General features: G+C 74.2%; 17 protein-coding genes. 11 read left to right on the top strand and 6 right to left on the bottom strand.

Features of this window, described 5'->3' with window-relative positions; all coding sequences use genetic code 11:
* Positions 1-95 precede the first annotated feature (95 nt).
* Positions 96-365, top strand: a complete 270-nt coding sequence (locus CLV92_RS00200) for a hypothetical protein (protein WP_104430790.1) — start codon at positions 96-98, stop codon at positions 363-365.
* A 38-nt stretch (positions 366-403) separates the two neighbouring features.
* Entirely contained in the window at positions 404-2,233 is a 1,830-nt protein-coding gene (glmS, locus tag CLV92_RS00195) for a glutamine--fructose-6-phosphate transaminase (isomerizing) (RefSeq protein WP_104430789.1), read from the top strand.
* Between the two features lie 26 nt (positions 2,234-2,259).
* On the opposite strand, the gene CLV92_RS00190 is transcribed toward glmS, so the two are convergent.
* Entirely contained in the window at positions 2,260-3,057 is a 798-nt protein-coding gene (locus tag CLV92_RS00190; RefSeq protein WP_104430788.1) for a 3-hydroxybutyrate dehydrogenase, read from the bottom strand.
* Between the two features lie 110 nt (positions 3,058-3,167).
* Here CLV92_RS00190 and CLV92_RS00185 point away from each other — a divergent pair, with 110 nt between their 5' ends.
* Positions 3,168-4,043 carry an oxygenase MpaB family protein gene (locus CLV92_RS00185; protein ID WP_146099363.1) on the top strand — a complete coding sequence of 292 codons (876 nt, stop codon included), beginning with the start codon at positions 3,168-3,170 and terminating at the stop codon, positions 4,041-4,043.
* An 85-nt stretch (positions 4,044-4,128) separates the two neighbouring features.
* Positions 4,129-5,376, top strand: coding sequence for an MFS transporter (locus CLV92_RS00180; RefSeq protein WP_104430786.1), 1,248 nt, complete (start codon positions 4,129-4,131; stop codon positions 5,374-5,376).
* Between the two features lie 12 nt (positions 5,377-5,388).
* On the opposite strand, the gene CLV92_RS00175 is transcribed toward CLV92_RS00180, so the two are convergent.
* The 4 genes from CLV92_RS00175 to CLV92_RS00155 all read right to left on the bottom strand — a co-directional run bounded on the left by CLV92_RS00175 (position 5,389) and on the right by CLV92_RS00155 (position 9,589).
* A complete protein-coding gene (locus CLV92_RS00175) occupies positions 5,389-6,117 on the bottom strand; it encodes a mycothiol-dependent nitroreductase Rv2466c family protein (RefSeq protein WP_104430785.1) in 729 nt (242 codons plus the stop codon).
* A 111-nt stretch (positions 6,118-6,228) separates the two neighbouring features.
* Positions 6,229-7,050, bottom strand: a complete 822-nt coding sequence (locus CLV92_RS00170; protein ID WP_104430784.1) for a hypothetical protein — start codon at positions 7,048-7,050, stop codon at positions 6,229-6,231.
* A 155-nt stretch (positions 7,051-7,205) separates the two neighbouring features.
* On the bottom strand, positions 7,206-7,496 hold the full coding sequence (locus CLV92_RS00165; protein ID WP_146099362.1) for a hypothetical protein: 291 nt from the start codon (positions 7,494-7,496) through the stop codon (positions 7,206-7,208).
* Between the two features lie 650 nt (positions 7,497-8,146).
* Positions 8,147-9,589 carry a cell wall-binding repeat-containing protein gene (locus CLV92_RS00155; protein ID WP_104430781.1) on the bottom strand — a complete coding sequence of 481 codons (1,443 nt, stop codon included), beginning with the start codon at positions 9,587-9,589 and terminating at the stop codon, positions 8,147-8,149.
* A gap of 212 nt (positions 9,590-9,801) precedes the next feature.
* On the opposite strand from CLV92_RS00155, the gene CLV92_RS00150 reads away from it, so the two are divergent.
* Positions 9,802-10,149 (top strand): hypothetical protein, encoded by a 348-nt coding sequence (locus CLV92_RS00150; RefSeq protein WP_104430780.1) that lies wholly within the window; start codon positions 9,802-9,804, stop codon positions 10,147-10,149.
* An 83-nt stretch (positions 10,150-10,232) separates the two neighbouring features.
* A complete protein-coding gene (locus CLV92_RS00145; RefSeq protein ID WP_104430779.1) occupies positions 10,233-11,012 on the top strand; it encodes a hypothetical protein in 780 nt (259 codons plus the stop codon).
* 140 nt (positions 11,013-11,152) lie between these two features.
* Here CLV92_RS00145 and CLV92_RS00140 read toward each other — a convergent pair whose 3' ends face one another.
* Complete coding sequence (locus tag CLV92_RS00140; protein ID WP_104430778.1) at positions 11,153-11,599, bottom strand: GNAT family N-acetyltransferase; 447 nt, start codon at positions 11,597-11,599, stop codon at positions 11,153-11,155.
* Between the two features lie 327 nt (positions 11,600-11,926).
* Between CLV92_RS00140 and CLV92_RS00135 the strand changes: the two genes are divergently transcribed.
* The 5 genes from CLV92_RS00135 to argG all read left to right on the top strand — a co-directional run bounded on the left by CLV92_RS00135 (position 11,927) and on the right by argG (position 15,291).
* Entirely contained in the window at positions 11,927-12,283 is a 357-nt protein-coding gene (locus CLV92_RS00135) for a hypothetical protein (RefSeq protein WP_104430777.1), read from the top strand.
* Between the two features lie 81 nt (positions 12,284-12,364).
* Complete coding sequence (locus tag CLV92_RS00130; protein ID WP_104430776.1) at positions 12,365-12,760, top strand: ATP-binding protein; 396 nt, start codon at positions 12,365-12,367, stop codon at positions 12,758-12,760.
* 118 nt (positions 12,761-12,878) lie between these two features.
* Positions 12,879-13,139 carry a hypothetical protein gene (locus tag CLV92_RS00125; RefSeq protein WP_104430775.1) on the top strand — a complete coding sequence of 87 codons (261 nt, stop codon included), beginning with the start codon at positions 12,879-12,881 and terminating at the stop codon, positions 13,137-13,139.
* Positions 13,140-13,283: 144 nt separating this feature from the next.
* A complete protein-coding gene (locus tag CLV92_RS00120) occupies positions 13,284-13,742 on the top strand; it encodes a GNAT family N-acetyltransferase (RefSeq protein WP_104430774.1) in 459 nt (152 codons plus the stop codon).
* 100 nt (positions 13,743-13,842) lie between these two features.
* Entirely contained in the window at positions 13,843-15,291 is a 1,449-nt protein-coding gene (argG, locus tag CLV92_RS00115) for an argininosuccinate synthase (protein WP_104430773.1), read from the top strand.
* Positions 15,292-15,298: the final 7 nt, after the last annotated feature.

The following is a 15,298-nucleotide window of genomic DNA, read 5'->3' as shown; positions in this document are numbered from 1 at the left end:
GTCCACGTGGGGCCGGACCCGCCCCGCCCCGGATCCTGCCCGATTCCGGGCAGGGGATTGGCCTGCGGCGCCGTGCGGGTGGCAAGGTCGCTCCCGTGACCGGCCCGCCGCTCGGGGACCTCGTGCAGCACGTCGCCGCCACGACCGGGCTGCCAGCCCCGACGGCCGCCCGGCTCGTCGCGGACGTCGTGGCGTACCTCGACGAGAGCGTGGAGCAGTACGTGCGGCGCCGGCACCGGGAGCTGCAGCGGCGCCGGCTCACCAACGACCGGATCTGGGCGCTGATCGCCGCGGAACTGCCCCAGCGCAGGTTCAGCGCACCGGTGCTCACCCAGCGCCAGCTCCGGCGCATCGTCTACGGCTGACCGCCGCCCGGCGGTCCGGAACCAGGGAGGCCCATCGCATGTGCGGCATCGTCGGCTACGTCGGCAGCCAGGAGGCCGAGCCCATCCTGCTGGAGGGGCTGCGGCGCCTGGAGTACCGCGGCTACGACTCCGCCGGGCTGGCGGTCGTCCACCGCGGCCGGCTCCAGGTGCACCGGGTCGCGGGCCGCGTGCAGGAGCTGCGCGAGGAGGTGGGCGCGGTCTCCCCGGCCGTGGTCGGCATCGCCCACACCCGCTGGGCCACGCACGGCCCGCCGACGGTCGCCAACGCCCACCCCCACGTCGACACCGCGCGGCGCATCGCCGTGGTGCACAACGGCATCCTGGAGAACGCCGTCCAGCTGCGGTCGCGGCTGCAGCGGGAGGGCGTCGCCCTCGCCTCCGACACCGACACCGAGGTGATCGCCCACCTCGTCGCGGAGCAGCTGGAATCCGGTACGGCGACACTGGAGGCGGCGGTGCGGGCCGTGCTGCAGGAGGTCCAGGGCACCTACGGCCTCGTGGTGCTCGACGTGCAGCGGCCCGGGGAGCTGGTCGTGGCCCGCCTCGGCAGCCCCGTCGTCCTCGGCGTCAGCGAGGGCGAGATGTTCGTGGCCTCCGACGTGGCCGCGCTCGTCCACCACACCCAGCAGGTCGTCCACCTCGGCGACGGTGAACTGGCCACCGTCCGCGCGGGCTCGTACCGCACGTCGCCGATCGCCCCCGTGGCCGGCGGTGCGGGGGAGGTGGAGGCGTCGGCGCTCTCCGCGCAGGACTACGACCTCGGCGACCACCCGGACTTCATGCACAAGGAGATCTCCGAGCAGCCGGCGGCGGCGCGGCGGGTGCTCGGCGGGCGCCTCGACGACCGGTTCGCCACCGCCCACCTCGGCGGCATCCGGCTGGAACCGCGGGAACTGCGCGGCATCCGGCGGGTGACGTTCCTCGGCTGCGGCTCGGCCTACTACGCCGGGCAGATGGGGGCGTCCCTGGTGGAGGAACTGGCCCGCATCCCCGCCGACGCCGAACCCGCCTCGGAGTTCCGCTACCGCAACCCCGTGGTGGACCCGGACACCCTCTACGTGGCGGTGAGCCAGTCGGGGGAGACCCTCGACACCCTGATGGCCGTGCAGGAGTTGCAGCGCAAGGGCGGCCGGGTCGTGGGAGTGGTCAACGCCGTGGGTTCCGCGATCGCCCGCCAGTGCGGGCAGGGCATCTTCCTGCACGCGGGGCCCGAGGTGTCCGTCGCCTCCACCAAGGCGCTGACGAACATGACGATCTCGTTCGCCCTGCTCGCGCTGCTCCTCGGCCGGGTCCGCGACCTGTCGGCGGCCGACGGGAGGCGTCTCGTCTCCGCCCTGCTGGACCTGCCCGACCGGATCGAGGAGGTGCTGCGTTCCGAACCGGAGGTGCAGGCGGTGGCGAAGCAGTTCGCCGGTGCCCGGCACATGTTCTTCCTCGGGCGCGTGCGCGGCTGGCCGGTGGCCCGCGAGGGTGCGCAGAAGCTGAAGGAGATCTCCTACATCCACGCCGAGGCGTACCAGGCGTCGGAGCTGAAGCACGGACCGCTGGCCCTCATCGACTCCTCGATGCCCAGCGTGGTGATCCTCCCCGACGACGAGCTCTACGCGAAGAACCTCTCCACGGTCGAGCAGATCCGCGCCCGCGGCGGACCCGTCATCGTCGTGACGAACGCCGACGTCCCGGGAGATCTCGCCGATGCGGTGCTGCGGGTTCCGCGCAGCGAGCCGGAACTGGACCCGGTGCTGCTGACGATCCCGCTGCAGCTGCTCGCCTACCACGTCGCCCTGGAACTCGGCCGCGACATCGACAAGCCGCGCAACCTCGCCAAGAGCGTGACGGTGGAGTAGCGGCCGCCGCCGAGACCGACGCGCGCTCAGTGCGCCGTCCATCCGCCGTCCACCGCGAAGGACGCCCCGGTGATCGACGCGGAGGCGGGGCCGCAGAGGAAGGCCACCACCTCGGCCACCTCCTCCGGTTCCACGAGCCGCTTGACCGCCGCGGAGTCCAGCAGCACCCGGCCCAGCACCTCCTCCCGCGGGATCCCGTGGGCGGCGGCCTGGTCGTCGATCTGCCGTTCCACCAGCGGGGTCCGCACGTACCCGGGGTTCACGCAGTTGCTGGTGATGCCGTGCGCGGCCCCCTCCAGGGCCGCGACCTTGGACAGCCCCTCCAGGCCGTGCTTGGCGGAGACGTAGGCGGCCTTGAAGGGACTGGCGCGCAACCCGTGGGCGCTGGAGACGTTGACGATCCGTCCCCAGCCGCGTTCGCGCATGTGCGGCAGCACGTGCCGGATGAGGCGGAAGGGGGACTCCAGCATGAGGCGGAGGATGAAGGAGAACCGGTCCGGCGGGAACTCGTGCAGCGGGGCGACGTGCTGGATCCCGGCGTTGTTCACGAGGACGTCGATCTCCGCGGGCAGCGCGTCGGTCGCGTCCAGGTCGGCGAGGTCGCAGACGAGCGCCTCGACGCCCTCCGTGCGGGCGGTCAGGGCCTCCAGGCCGTCGCGGTCCCGGTCGGCGGCGAGGACCCGCGCACCGGCGGAGGCGAGGCGGGCCACGACGGCGGCTCCGATGCCGCCCGCGGCGCCGGTGACGAGCGCGGTCCGCCCGGAGAGGTCGAGGAGGCCGTGCTGGGGGGAGTTGGCGGCTGACGTGCCGTTCGGCGGGGTCATGGCGCGGACGGTATACCGGCGCAGGCGCGGGAGGCCGCGTTCCAGTGGCCGCGTTCCGGTGGCCGCGGTCCCGGCATGCCGCGCGGAACCCGCTCGGCGAGACTGCCGGGGTGAGCCGCCCCCGGATGCCCCTGCGCGCCGCCTTCCCCCCGCCCCTGCCGCCGGGGCGGGCGGGGGACCCCGGTGTCGTCGAGCCGGATGGCCCCTTCCAGCGGCTGTGGGGGGACCGCCTGGCCCTGATGGGCGGGCCCGCGGCGATCCTGCTGCAGATCGCGCACCCGCTCGTCGGCGCGGGCGTCGTCGAGCACTCCGACTACCGCAGCCGTCCGGGGCACCGCCTCCTCGCCACGCTGGACGCCACCCTCGCCATCACGTTCGGCGACCGCGAGCAAGCGGCGGCCGCCGCGGCCGCCGTCGGCGGGCGCCACCGACGGGTCCGGGGAACGCTGCCCTCCGCGGTGGGGGAGTTCCCCGCGGGCACGCCGTACTCCGCCGGTGACCCGGACCTGGCGCTGTGGGTGTACGCCACGCTCGTGCGCACGTCCCTGCGCGTGCACGAGCGCTATCGCGCCCCGCTGGGCGCCGCCGAGCGCGAGAGGTACTACCGGGAGTCCAAGGCGTTCGCGCTCACCTTCCGCGTTCCGCCGGGGCACCTGCCCGGCTCCTGGGCGCAGTTCTGCGCCTACTTCGACTCGGTGCTCCCGCGCCTCGCGGTGACGCCTGCCGTGCTCGACGTGGCCCGGGACCTCCTCGTGCCGCGGCTGACGCCCCCCGTCCCCGGCGCGGGTGTGCTGCTGCGGGCGGTGACCGCGGACCTGCTCCCCGATGCGGCGCGGCGGTCGTACTCCCTGCCGCTGACCGCGGCCCGCCGGGCCCAGGTCGCCGCTCTCACGGCCGCCACCCGGCGCCTGTGGCCGCGCGCACCCCGGGCCCTGCGCGAGGTGCCCCACGTGCGGCAGTGCGAGGAACGGCTGCGCGCCGGCTGAGGAGGGCGATGCCCGCGCGGGCCGGGAGCAGGGGTGCGGACGGCCGTGGGCCCCGGCCCGCCCCGCATGCGAGAGGCTGGTCGTCGTGACCGCCCAGCCCCCGCCCGACGCGGTGAGAGCCGCCACCACCGCCACCTACGTCGCGTTCATCGGCTCGGGGTTCGCCTTCGCCAGCTGGGCCTCCCGCATTCCGCAGCTGCAGCAGCGCCTGGGTCTCGACCACTCCTCCCTCGGGCTCGTCCTGCTCGCCGTCGCGGCCGGTGCGGTCCTCGCCCTGCCGGCGTCGGGGCCCGTGATCGCCCGCTTCGGCTCCCGGCGCACCGTCCTGGCGATGGCGCTGCTGCTCGCCGCGGGCACGGCCACGGTCGCGGGCGGTTTCCTCGTCGGCCTGGTGCCCGTCGTGATCGGCCTGTTCGCGCTGGGGCTGGCGAACGGGGCGTGGGACGTGGCGATGAACGTGCAGGGGGCCGCGGTCGAGCAGCACCTGAGGCGCTCGATCATGTCCCGCTTCCACGCCGGGTTCAGCCTGGGCACCGTCGCCGGTGCCCTGGTGGGTGCGGCGGCGGTGGCCACCGGGGTCTCCGTGCCGGTGCACCTGGGGGTGGTCGCCCTCGTCGTCGCCGCGGTGGTCCCGGTGGGGACGCGGCGGTTCCTGCGTGAGCAGGACGACGGCGCATCCGGCGCAGGGGAGCCTGCCGGCCGTTTCGATGCCCTGCGGGCCTGGCGGGAACCGCGGACGCTGCTGGTCGGCCTCTTCGTCCTCGCGTTCGCCTTCGCCGAGGGCGCCGGCAACGACTGGATCGCCGTGGCCCTCATCAACGGCTACGGGGCGCCGCCGGCGCTGGGCACGCTCGCCTTCGCCGTGTTCCTGACGGCGATGACCGCGGGCCGCTGGTTCGGCCCGCCGATGCTGGACCGCTTCGGGCGCGTGGCCCTGGTGCGCCTGCTGGCCGTCCTCGGGATCGGGGGAACGCTGCTGTTCGTCCTCGCTCCCGCGACGCCGCTGGCGTTCGTGGGCGTGCTGCTGTGGGGGCTCGGGGTCTCCCTCGGGTTCCCCGTGGGGATGAGTGCCGCCTCCGACGACCCGCGGTTCTCCGCCGGTCGCGTCAGCGTCGTCTCCTCCATCGGCTACTGCGCCTTCCTCGCCGGGCCGCCGCTGATCGGGTTCCTCGGTGACCGCGTCACGGTGCTGGGCGCCCTGACGGTCGTGGCCGTGCTGCTCGGCGTGTCCACGCTGATCGCCGGTGTCGTCACCCCGCCGGCGCGCGCCGACGGGGCCGAGGGGGCCGAGGGGGCGCGGGCGCCGGGGGAGCGGGGCGGCCGTCCGGCGTGACTCCGGGCGCGGTCAGTGCTTCGTGCGGCGGCTCCCGCCGTGCCAGTCCTCCTGCACGCCCACCTCGTCCTCCCCGACCCCGAGGGCGCGCAGCTGCGGCAGTTCGCGCAGGCTGCGCTTCAACTCGGCGAAACCCGGGAATCGGGTGAGGGCGACGACGTGGTCCCACAGTGCGACGGCGTCGTCCTCGTCCGGGAGCCGGCTGATCACCGGCCCGAAGAACGCGGCGCCCGTGGGCGGGTCGACGTGGATGATCGGGGTGCCGACGTCGCGGCCGGTCAGGGAGAGCGCCTCGTCGGTCTCGGCCTGGATGGTGGCGTCCCAGGAGTCGTCGTCGAGGGCCGCGGCCAGGTCCGCGGGCAGTCCGAGGTCCGCGAGGACCGGTTCGACGAAGGCCGCGGTGCCCCGGTGGTGCGCGGCGGCGGCCTCGTCGGCCGGAGGAGCGCTGTCGAAGATGCGCGTGCCGAACTCCCGGTAGAGCGGGGCGACGGCCTCGCGTCCGTGCTCGGCGCGCACCCGTGCCGCCACGCGCAGCAGGCGCAGGCCGCTGGTGTGGCCGGTCTCGTAGCCCGGCGGGAAGTGGGCGTCGTAGTCCACGTGGGCGTTGATCAGGCGCAGGGAGATGAAGCGCCAGTCCACGCCGTAGCCGCGGCGCGCCTGGACGGCGCGGACCCACCTGCTGGTCATCCACGCGAACGGGCACACCGGATCGAAGTAGAAGTGCAGGTCGGCATCGGCCATGCCGCGAGAGTACGGCCCGACCCGCGCGGGCGCAGGACGTGTCCTGCGGACCGGGGAGACGCTCCGAGCCGGCCGTGGTCGCGCGCCACCAGCGCCACAGCCGGATGTTCGTCAGGGCGGGGGAAGGGTGAGGGCGGCCCTGGCGAGGTCCTCACTGCTGCGGGTGGGCTCGCCCATGCCACTGCGCTGTTCGATGCGGACGGCGACGCCGTCAGGGCGCACCGTGAAGACGGTCGTCTCCGGGAGATGGAGTGTGCCGTCGGGATGCACAGTGAGGTCGGGGCGGTGCTCCGCCGCGACAACGGGGTGCCCGTCGACGGTCAGAACCCGGCACACGGCCCTGGTGTGGGGCTCTTCCGACAGAGGGGAGGACGGCCACTGCGAGCACGGGTCGAGGTCGAGCCAGGTCAGCTCCGGCCCCTGGGCCCAGATGAGAGAGCCGAAGTTCCCGATCGAGCGGGCGTAGGAGAGCTGCCCGTCCGGCCCGAGGCGGACTCCCAGTTCCTCGTGGTAGCCACCGCCGAAGATCTCGTCGCGCAGGGTGCGGTCCCAGGTGTTCAGCTGTTCTCCGGCAGGGGCTGGATACCAGTAGAGCTCCTCCGTGCGGTCTGGCTCCACCGTCCAGCCCTCGCCTCGGGCGGGACCGCGCCAGGTGACGGTCGTGCCGTCCTGGTCGGTGATCGCCATGTCCTGCGTCGGGGTGCTCGTCGCAGAGGGAGGTGCCTCGGACGACGGCGCAGCCGGAGCCACGGTGGTGGGCGCGGCGCTGTGCGAGAGAAGAGTTTCCTCCGCGGCCGGTGCGCCAGCGGGCTCCGCAACGCCGCCGTTGGCGCACCCTGTCGCCAGCACCGACACGGTGACCGCCAGCGTCGTGACGTTTCCGATCGTCCTGCCGCTACACCTCATGGAAGTGACACGGACGGAGACGATCATCGGTTGACCTGTCAGCCCGGGAGATCGAAGAAACATCCTCGACCCGCGGCGATCGCGGGCGTTCGGGCCCAGCCCCGTCGAGGCCCAGATGGCCAGTCGTGCTGTGGGCGGCGAGGGGGATCTCCACGTCGGGGCCTGCGGCGGCGCCACATGAGTCAGCGTCGCTGCTTGCGCCGAGCCCATGTCGGCCTCTCGGCGTGGATGATCACTATGAAGGCGGCGAAGCCGGCACCCTTCAACGCCGAGATCGCGACGGTGTTGTCGAAGAGGAAGTAGTTCACCAACGCCAGGACCAGTCCCGCTGCCAGAGCCCCGGTCGCGGTCTGCTTCATCGACTCGCCACCCACGGTCCCGCTGGCCACCTCTGCATGCGACATGAGCACAGGCTGGACCGTGCCGAGCACCCGTGTCCGGGCTTCGTCCGCACCTGCGACGAACGAGGCCACCGAGCCGGCGACTCCGCGACCATCGGCTGATGCGGGCGTCAGGCGATCTCCATCCGCAGGCTTCCCGATCGGCTCGACGGGCTCATGCTGCCACCGGGTGCCGCCGTCGCATCTCGCCCCCGTACGACGTCAGGGGCGGGGCGCGACTCGTCCTAGCGTGAGGCGGCGGCGAGCAAGCACCCCGGGTACCCGTTCGAACCGCGGTCGACGAGCTACCTCCGAGCCGGAGACTTCTGGCCGGTGCCGTCGGGCGACGGCCGTTTCGCGTGTGGACGCGTCCTGGTGACCAAGGCGAGCTCGGGCGAGGACGAGCACATCCGGCTGAACTCCCGGTGCTCCTTCGCCTGCCTCATGGACAGGGTGGGCAGCACTCCACCGACCGCGAGCAGCGTGGCGGGTGCTCGCCTGCTCCGGCAGGGCACCGCTCACATGGTGACGATCACTCACCCCGGTGGCGAGGTCCTGGGCAACCGTGACCTCGCGCCGGACGGCATCACCGGCCTGGTGCAGGTCAGCGACCAGGGCGGTGGCACCGTCTGGCTGCACCGCGGCCCCCGACGGCTGCGCCCCGCCACGGTTGAAGAGGCGCGCCGGTCTACGACCGGTCACCCGCAGCCCGGAAGGGGCTGGGAGCGAACGTCAGCCGCAGATCACTGGGGATGCGTGGGGCGCGTGTAGAGCGAGGCGTCGTCCACCCCGGTCGCCGTCGTGACCCGCGGGTTCCCCAGGTCCGTCATCAGCCCTCCGTAGGGGGGTGTCGGGTCCTCGGGCGTCCTGCGCAGCAGCAGCCGCAGTCGCTGGGCGCCCGTGACGTCCACCTCCACGTCGCGGTGCGAGCCCACGCCGAGCACGGTGGTGTCCACCACGCGTCCGTCGACCTCGACGTCGAGCGTCACCCGATCGCCGGTCTGCGGCTGGTCGCCCGGCGTGCCGACGGTGGTGCGGAAGGAGGCGTACCTGCCCGCCAGTTCGAAGCCGTTGACGGTCTGCGCGCCCCACCAGTGGACCTGCGCGGACTGGTCGTAGGTCGTGCCGTCCACGTCGAGCGGGGTGCGCATCCGCCAGAAGTCGCTGAAGCCCCCGAAGTACTCCTCGCCCAGGTACTGGGTTTCGTGCAACGCGGCCCGCCCGGCGTAGAAGAGCGAGGCGTCGGTCACCGCGTTCTGCCCGCCCAGCGCCACGACCCTCGACGCACCGAGTGCGGTGATCGCCGCGAGGGTCGCCGGCGGGACCGGTGCGTCGAAGGGCACCAGCAGGACGGGGCCGTTGGTGAGGGACCCGGCGGCGAGGGCGTCGGGGAAGGTGTCGGCGCGCGCCACGTAGGCGATGGGGGTGCCGTGCGGGAAGGCTGCCCGGGCGATGGCGGCGGAGGTGGCGTAGCGGTCCTCCCCCGACAGCCGCGACGTGGTCCGTCCCACGGCGGCGGAGGTGAGCACGGAGTCCGCCACCGCGTTCTGCGACCCGAGGGCCACCACGCGCCGGGGTGCCAGCCGCTGGACCTCCCGGCGCACCGCCTCGGGCGCTTCTCCGGTCGAGGGCACCAGGAGCAGCGGGCCGTCGATGAGCGAGCCCGCCGACAGGGCGTCGGGGAAGGCGTCGCCCCGCGCCAGGTAGACGGTGGGGGCCGTGCCGGGGAAGGCGGCCCGCGCCAGCAGCGCGGCGGTGTGGTAGCGGTCGGCGCCGCCGATCCGGCGGGTGGGGCGTCCGCCCGCCGCCCCCTTGAGGATGTCGTCGCCCACGGCGTCCGGGGACCCCAGCGCCACCACGGCCGTCGGCGCGAGCCGCTCCACCGCCTGGACCACGACGGCCGGCACCTCTCCGGAGCGCGGCACGAGCAGGACCGGGCCGTCGGTGAGCGCCCCTGCGGCGAGGGCGTCGGGGAACGTGTCCGCTCGGGCCAGGTACACGGTCGCCGCGCGCCCGGGGAACGCCTGACCGGCGATGCGCACCGCCGTCTCGAAGCGGTCCTGGCCCGAGATGCGCTCGGGCACCCCCACCGCGCCGGCGGGGGCCACGGCCGCGACGGCCATGGCCGCGGCGAGCGCCAGGGCGGCGCCGGCGCGCGCGGGGCGACGGTGGAGGAACGCGGGCACGGGGCACCTCTCGGGACGGGAGCGCCTCCGGGTGCGTGGTGGCCAGGAGCCCTGCCAGACTAGACGGCAGCCGCGCCCGCCGCGGGGGTTTCGCTCGGTCGGCCCACGGTGCGGGCCGGGTGACGGGCCCCGGGGTTCGTGGCCGCGGGTTCCGCTGAGGCCCGTGACGCACCGCACCGCTGGGACCTGCCCGAGCGACGAGGGGACGCCCGATGAGCCTGCGCCCGGACCGCGAGGACCTCACCCTGCAGCGCGACGCCCTGGCGGCGGCTCGCCGGAACTGGGGCGAGGCCCTGGCCGCGCTGGAGGGCGAGTGCTGCGCACCCGCGCAGGCCGCGGTGCGCGAGGAGGCGCGCGCCCTGCGCAGGGCCCTGGCGTCGAGGGCGAAGACCCCGCCGCCCGCCGACGGGGACGCCCTGCGCGGCGCCGTGTCCGCGCTGCACCGCGTCGCCGCCCAGCCCGATCCCTTCGACGAGGCCTGGCGGGCCTGCCAGGACGCCGAGCGGGTCGTGGACCTCGCGGCGCTGGACCTCGCCACCGCCGCGGGGCACGACGCCTGATCCGTGCGCCGCACGGGTGGCATCGGCGCCGGCTCCCCCCGATGTCCTCTCCTCGGGCCGCCCCGCCACCTACCGTCGTCACCGTGGGACCCCTGCTGCGCCGGCTCGCCACCGCCGCCACCGCCGCGGCGCTGCTGACCGGGTGCACCACCTCCCCGACGACCACGTACACCGACGCCGCCGGCCGCGAGGTCACCGTCGACTGGGCGGACTACCCCGGCCACGCCGGACTCGACGCCGACGACGCGCTGGCGGCACCGCCGCAGGAGGAGGCCGAGCGCGTCGCGGACGCGCTGCTCGCGGACCTCCAGGCGGCGCTCGCCGAGCGCCACGGCCTGGAGCTCGCCCCACACGGCGACGACGCCGGCTGGTTCCCGTCCGGCGGCAACGGCTACGGCGGGAGCTCCGCCTACGTCACGTACAACTCCGCGCAGCGGCGGACCGGCGACCTGCCCGACGATCCGCGGGTCTGGCGCGGCGTCGTGGAGACCGTCAGCGAGATCACCCGGGAGCACGGCCTGGGCCCGGTGCTGCTGGACCACGAGCAGACCGGGCACGCGTGGCAGCAGGACGAGCGGCGGGAACGGGAGCGCAGTTCAGGGACCACCGACCCGGATGGGTTCTGGGCCTGGGACGGTGTGGCGCGCGACGGCGCGCAGTGGCTCTCCCTCGACCTGACCGACGTCACCCGCCACGTCGATCCGCGGCGGGTCGAGGACCGCCGGGAACTCGGCCTGCCGCTGCGGTCCGTCGTGCTGTTCTACGGGGTGACGACCATCGCCGACGAGCACCGCGACACCTTCCGGCAGCGGCTGGAGCCGTTCCGGGGCCTGGAGCGCCCGGCGGCAACCCACTCCGGCTGACCGCGCCGGGAACGGCGCCCACCCTGGTGGCTGACCGACCACCCGGACCGGATCCTGCAGCGTCTGCAGGCGGCCGGTCGCCACCCCCTCGTGCCGACCTGGCGACGAGCCGGAGGTGGTGCACGCAGGTGCCGGGCCGGTCAGCTCGTGGGCGGCAGGTGCTTGACGAGGTGGACGTCGGCCGTGCCGTCCAGTGGGTGCTCCGGGGTGCGGGCGCACTCGACGAACCCGTGCCGCTCGTAGAACCCGGGCGCCTGGAACGTGAACGAGGAGACGAACACGCGCCTGCATCCACGTTCACGCGCCACGTCGTCGGCGGCGGCCAGCAACCGGCCACCCAGGCCGCTGCCGCGCTGGTCCTCCCGGACCCACACCATCGAGATGCCCGCCGACGGCCCCCACGTCCATCCGCTGAGCCCGCCGAGCAGCTCACCGGAGTCGCCCTCGATCTTGACGGTGAACTCGCGCTGGTCCGCGACGCCGGAGGCGGCGACGTTGAAGGCGTCCAGTTCCGCGCTCAGCCGACCGTCCAGGTCCGCGTCCTGCCCGGCCGTGGTCAGCCGGTGCTGCGGGTCAGGACCGTCCATGTGCGCCGACCCTACTGGCGGGCGGGGAAGTCCACGGCAACGCCCGTACTGCGACAGGGCGCTGCACACGGCTTCGACGGGCGTCGTGCGGGCTCCCCCCGCCTGTGGAGCGAACATCTGGACGACCGGCATCGGCGGTTCCCGACGCCGACCGTGGATCTCTGGCGATGCCGACCGGTTCGGTCCAACGCGTGAGATGGGGCGCCGGGGTCCCGTGTCACGGTCACCCGTTCGGGTGCTCAAGCCGCAGCGGCGGGCTGTCGATGAGGGGGGGATCGGTCCGGGGGTCCCGTCCCCGGTCCCCACGCCCCCTCGGGAGGAACGTCCGTGTCCGGATCCGCGGCGACCGCCGTCCTGACCGCTCCCGACCCGCGCGCGCCCGCTCCAGCCGCCCCGGAGGTGGGGCCCCGCGCCCTCCTGCTGCTCACCGCGGCCGACGTGGACTTCCTGCAGGTCGTCACCGGCGCCTGCCTCGCTGCGGACGAGCCGCTGCCGCTGCTGGCGTTCTACCTGGCAGCCGACCGCAGCTCCGGGATCCTGGCCGCCGGTGAGGTCGTCAGTCGCGCCTACGTGCGCGGCCTCGCCCTGCGCCACGGGCTCGGACCGGCCTCGCCGCTGACCCCGGAGACGCTCACCGCGGCCCTGGACCACCTGGAACGGCGCCCCTCCGCCGCACCCGCCTGAGGCGTCGGGGCCGACCGGATCGGGACGGCCGACCGTGGCGGCCGAGGTGCCGATCCGGATCGCGCCCTCGACGATGACTGCATGTGCGACGTGACGCCCCCGGCCCTCCTGGCCCTCGACCCGCACATGGAGTCCGCCCGCGCGGCCCGCCGCTTCCTCGAGGAGAACGACTGTCCGGTGCACCACTCCCGGGTGCTGGAGGAGGCCAAGCTGCTGGTCACGGAGGTCGTCACCAACGCCGTTGCCCATGGCGGACCGCCGATCACCCTGCGCCTGACCTGCGACGGGACGCCGGGGATGCTGGTCGCCGTCAGCGACGGCGGCTCCGAGGCGCCGGTCCGGCGCGAGGCCGCCCCGGAGGCGACGTCCGGCCGCGGCATCGCCCTGGTGGACCTGCTCAGCGACGACTGGGGCGTCGATCTGCGAGAGACGGGCAAGACCGTCTGGTTCCACCTGCCGGCCGCGGACGCGCTGTAGGGCCGGCCCCCCCGCGCCAGGAGCGGCCTCGGAGCGAACCCATGCGTGATCTCCATCGGTGGCCGGGTCCTCGGCGGTTCGAGGTGCGCACGCCTTCCCGGTCCGCACACTTGCTCGGGTGCTGGACGACCTGAGTGACGCGGGGCCGCTGTGCCTGTTCGCCACCCTGCACGGGGGAGAGCGCGACGGGGAGCGGGTCCCGGTGTCCGACGACCACGGCCGCCCGCCGCTGCTGCTGTACCTGCCGGCGCGGGTGAGGTCACCCCTGGGACCCGACGAGGTGTGGCCCCTGGAGGTGTACCGGCTGCGCGACGTCGCGGCGGCGATCCTCGGCGACGACCGCGAGGCGTGGGCGTACGACCTGGAGGACTGGCGCTGACGCGCGTCCCTCCGGGGCGCGCCCGGCGACGAGGCCAAGACGTGCGGTTCGGCCCTGTCCGGACCGAGGCTGCGTCCCGGAGGATCGAGGCCGGTCAGGGGCAGCCGCGGGGCGTCCCGCCGGTCGGCAGGGGAGGACGGGACCGTGTTCGTGCAGGCGCGACGTGACGGCTACGAGATCACCACCGACGCCGCCAGGGTCGACCTGGGGCGGGTGCACCGCTGGCTGTCGGAGGAGTCGTACTGGGCCACCGGCCGGCCGGTGGACGTCGTCGAGCGCTCGATCGCCGGATCGACCCCCTACTCGGTGTTCGCCGGGGACGTGCAGGTGGGTTTCGCCCGCGCCATCACCGACGGGGCCACGTTCGCCTGGATCTGCGACGTGTTCGTCGACTCCGCGCACCGGGGCCGGGGAGTGGGGCGGTGGCTGGTCGACGTCGTCGTCGAGGACCTCACGGCGCGCGGGGTGCCGCGGTTCGTGCTCGCGACGAGGGATGCGCAGGAGGTCTACCGGCGCAGCGGCTTCGCCGAGCTGGAGGGCGCCCACCGGTGGATGGAGATCGATCGCAGGCCGACCAGGGCGGCGATCCTCGGGCTGTCGTGAGCGCCTTCAGCCAGAGGCGGTGCGGGTGCGCAGTCGCTGACCGCGGAAGGAGATCACGACGGGACTTGCATGAACATGCATTGTGATGCATATTCATCTCATGTCCAAGGTGCTCACATCCCTGCCCGTCGGCGAGCGCGTCGGGATCGCCTTCTCCGGTGGCCTCGACACCTCCGTGGCGGTCGCGTGGATGCGCGACAAGGGTGCGGTCCCCTGCACCTACACCGCCGACATCGGCCAGTACGACGAGCCCGACATCGCCTCCGTCCCCGAGCGTGCCACCGCCTACGGCGCCGAGGTGGCGCGCCTCGTCGACTGCCGGGCCGCCCTCGTGGAGGAGGGACTCGCGGCACTCACCTGCGGGGCGTTCCACATCCGCTCCGGTGGCCGCAGCTACTTCAACACCACCCCGCTCGGGCGGGCGGTCACGGGCACGCTGCTGGTCCGGGCGATGCTCGAGGACGACGTGCAGATCTGGGGCGACGGCTCCACCTACAAGGGCAACGACATCGAGCGGTTCTACCGCTACGGCCTGCTCGCCAACCCCTCTCTGCGCATCTACAAGCCCTGGCTGGACGCCGACTTCGTCGGTGAGCTCGGTGGGCGCAAGGAGATGTCGGAGTGGCTGCTGGCCCACGGCCTGCCCTACCGCGACAGCACCGAGAAGGCCTACTCCACCGACGCCAACATCTGGGGCGCCACCCACGAGGCGAAGTCGCTGGAGCACCTCGACGCCAGCGTCGAGGACGTCGAGCCCATCATGGGTGTGCGGTTCTGGGACCCGGCCGTGGAGATCGCCCCCGAGGACGTCACGATCCGCTTCGAGCAGGGCCGGCCCGTCGCCATCGACGGCGAGGAGTTCTCCTCCGCCGTCGACCTCGTGCTGCGCGCCAACGCCGTCGGCGGCCGCCACGGTCTCGGCATGTCCGACCAGATCGAGAACCGCATCATCGAGGCCAAGAGCCGCGGGATCTACGAGGCGCCGGGCATGGCGCTGCTGCACGTCGCCTACGAGCGCCTCGTCAACGCCATCCACAACGAGGACACCCTCGCCACGTACCACAGCGAGGGCCGCCGCCTCGGGCGCCTGATGTACGAGGGCCGATGGCTCGACCCGCAGGCCCTCATGCTGCGCGAGTCGCTGCAGCGCTGGGTGGGCACGGCCGTCACGGGGGAGGTGACCCTGCGGCTGCGCCGCGGCGAGGACTACTCGATCCTCGACACCACCGGCCCGGCGTTCAGCTACCACCCGGACAAGCTCTCCATGGAGCGCACGGAGGACTCCGCGTTCGGCCCGCTGGACCGCATCGGCCAGCTGACCATGCGCAACCTCGACATCGCCGACTCCCGCGCCAAGCTCGAGCAGTACGCGGCGCTCGGCATGGTCGGCAGCTCCCAGCCGACGCTCATCGGTGCGGCGCAGGCCGCGTCCACGGGGCTCATCGAGGCCATGCCGCGGGGCGGGGCCGAGGTCATCGCCTCCCGCGGTGAGCCCTCCGGCGACGACGAGCTGCTGGACCGCGCCGCGATGGAGTTCGGCACCGACTGAGGCGCCG

Origin of the sequence: Kineococcus xinjiangensis, from assembly GCF_002934625.1 — a bacterium.
GTDB lineage: Bacteria > Actinomycetota > Actinomycetes > Actinomycetales > Kineococcaceae > Kineococcus_A > Kineococcus_A xinjiangensis.
This window is presented reverse-complemented; position numbering and strand designations above follow the sequence as displayed.

What these genes read in the sequence shown, in the direction of transcription:
- glmS (WP_104430789.1), top strand. Translation starts at nt 404, where the DNA reads ATGTGCGGCATCGTCGGCTACGTCGGCAGCCAGGAGGCCGAGCCCATC.
- CLV92_RS00190 (WP_104430788.1), bottom strand. Translation starts at nt 3,057, where the DNA reads ATGACCCCGCCGAACGGCACGTCAGCCGCCAACTCCCCCCAGCACGGC.
- CLV92_RS00175 (WP_104430785.1), bottom strand. Translation starts at nt 6,117, where the DNA reads ATGGCCGATGCCGACCTGCACTTCTACTTCGATCCGGTGTGCCCGTTC.
- CLV92_RS00170 (WP_104430784.1), bottom strand. Translation starts at nt 7,050, where the DNA reads ATGATCGTCTCCGTCCGTGTCACTTCCATGAGGTGTAGCGGCAGGACG.
- CLV92_RS00150 (WP_104430780.1), top strand. Translation starts at nt 9,802, where the DNA reads ATGAGCCTGCGCCCGGACCGCGAGGACCTCACCCTGCAGCGCGACGCC.
- CLV92_RS00140 (WP_104430778.1), bottom strand. Translation starts at nt 11,599, where the DNA reads ATGGACGGTCCTGACCCGCAGCACCGGCTGACCACGGCCGGGCAGGAC.
- CLV92_RS00130 (WP_104430776.1), top strand. Translation starts at nt 12,365, where the DNA reads ATGTGCGACGTGACGCCCCCGGCCCTCCTGGCCCTCGACCCGCACATG.
- argG (WP_104430773.1), top strand. Translation starts at nt 13,843, where the DNA reads ATGTCCAAGGTGCTCACATCCCTGCCCGTCGGCGAGCGCGTCGGGATC.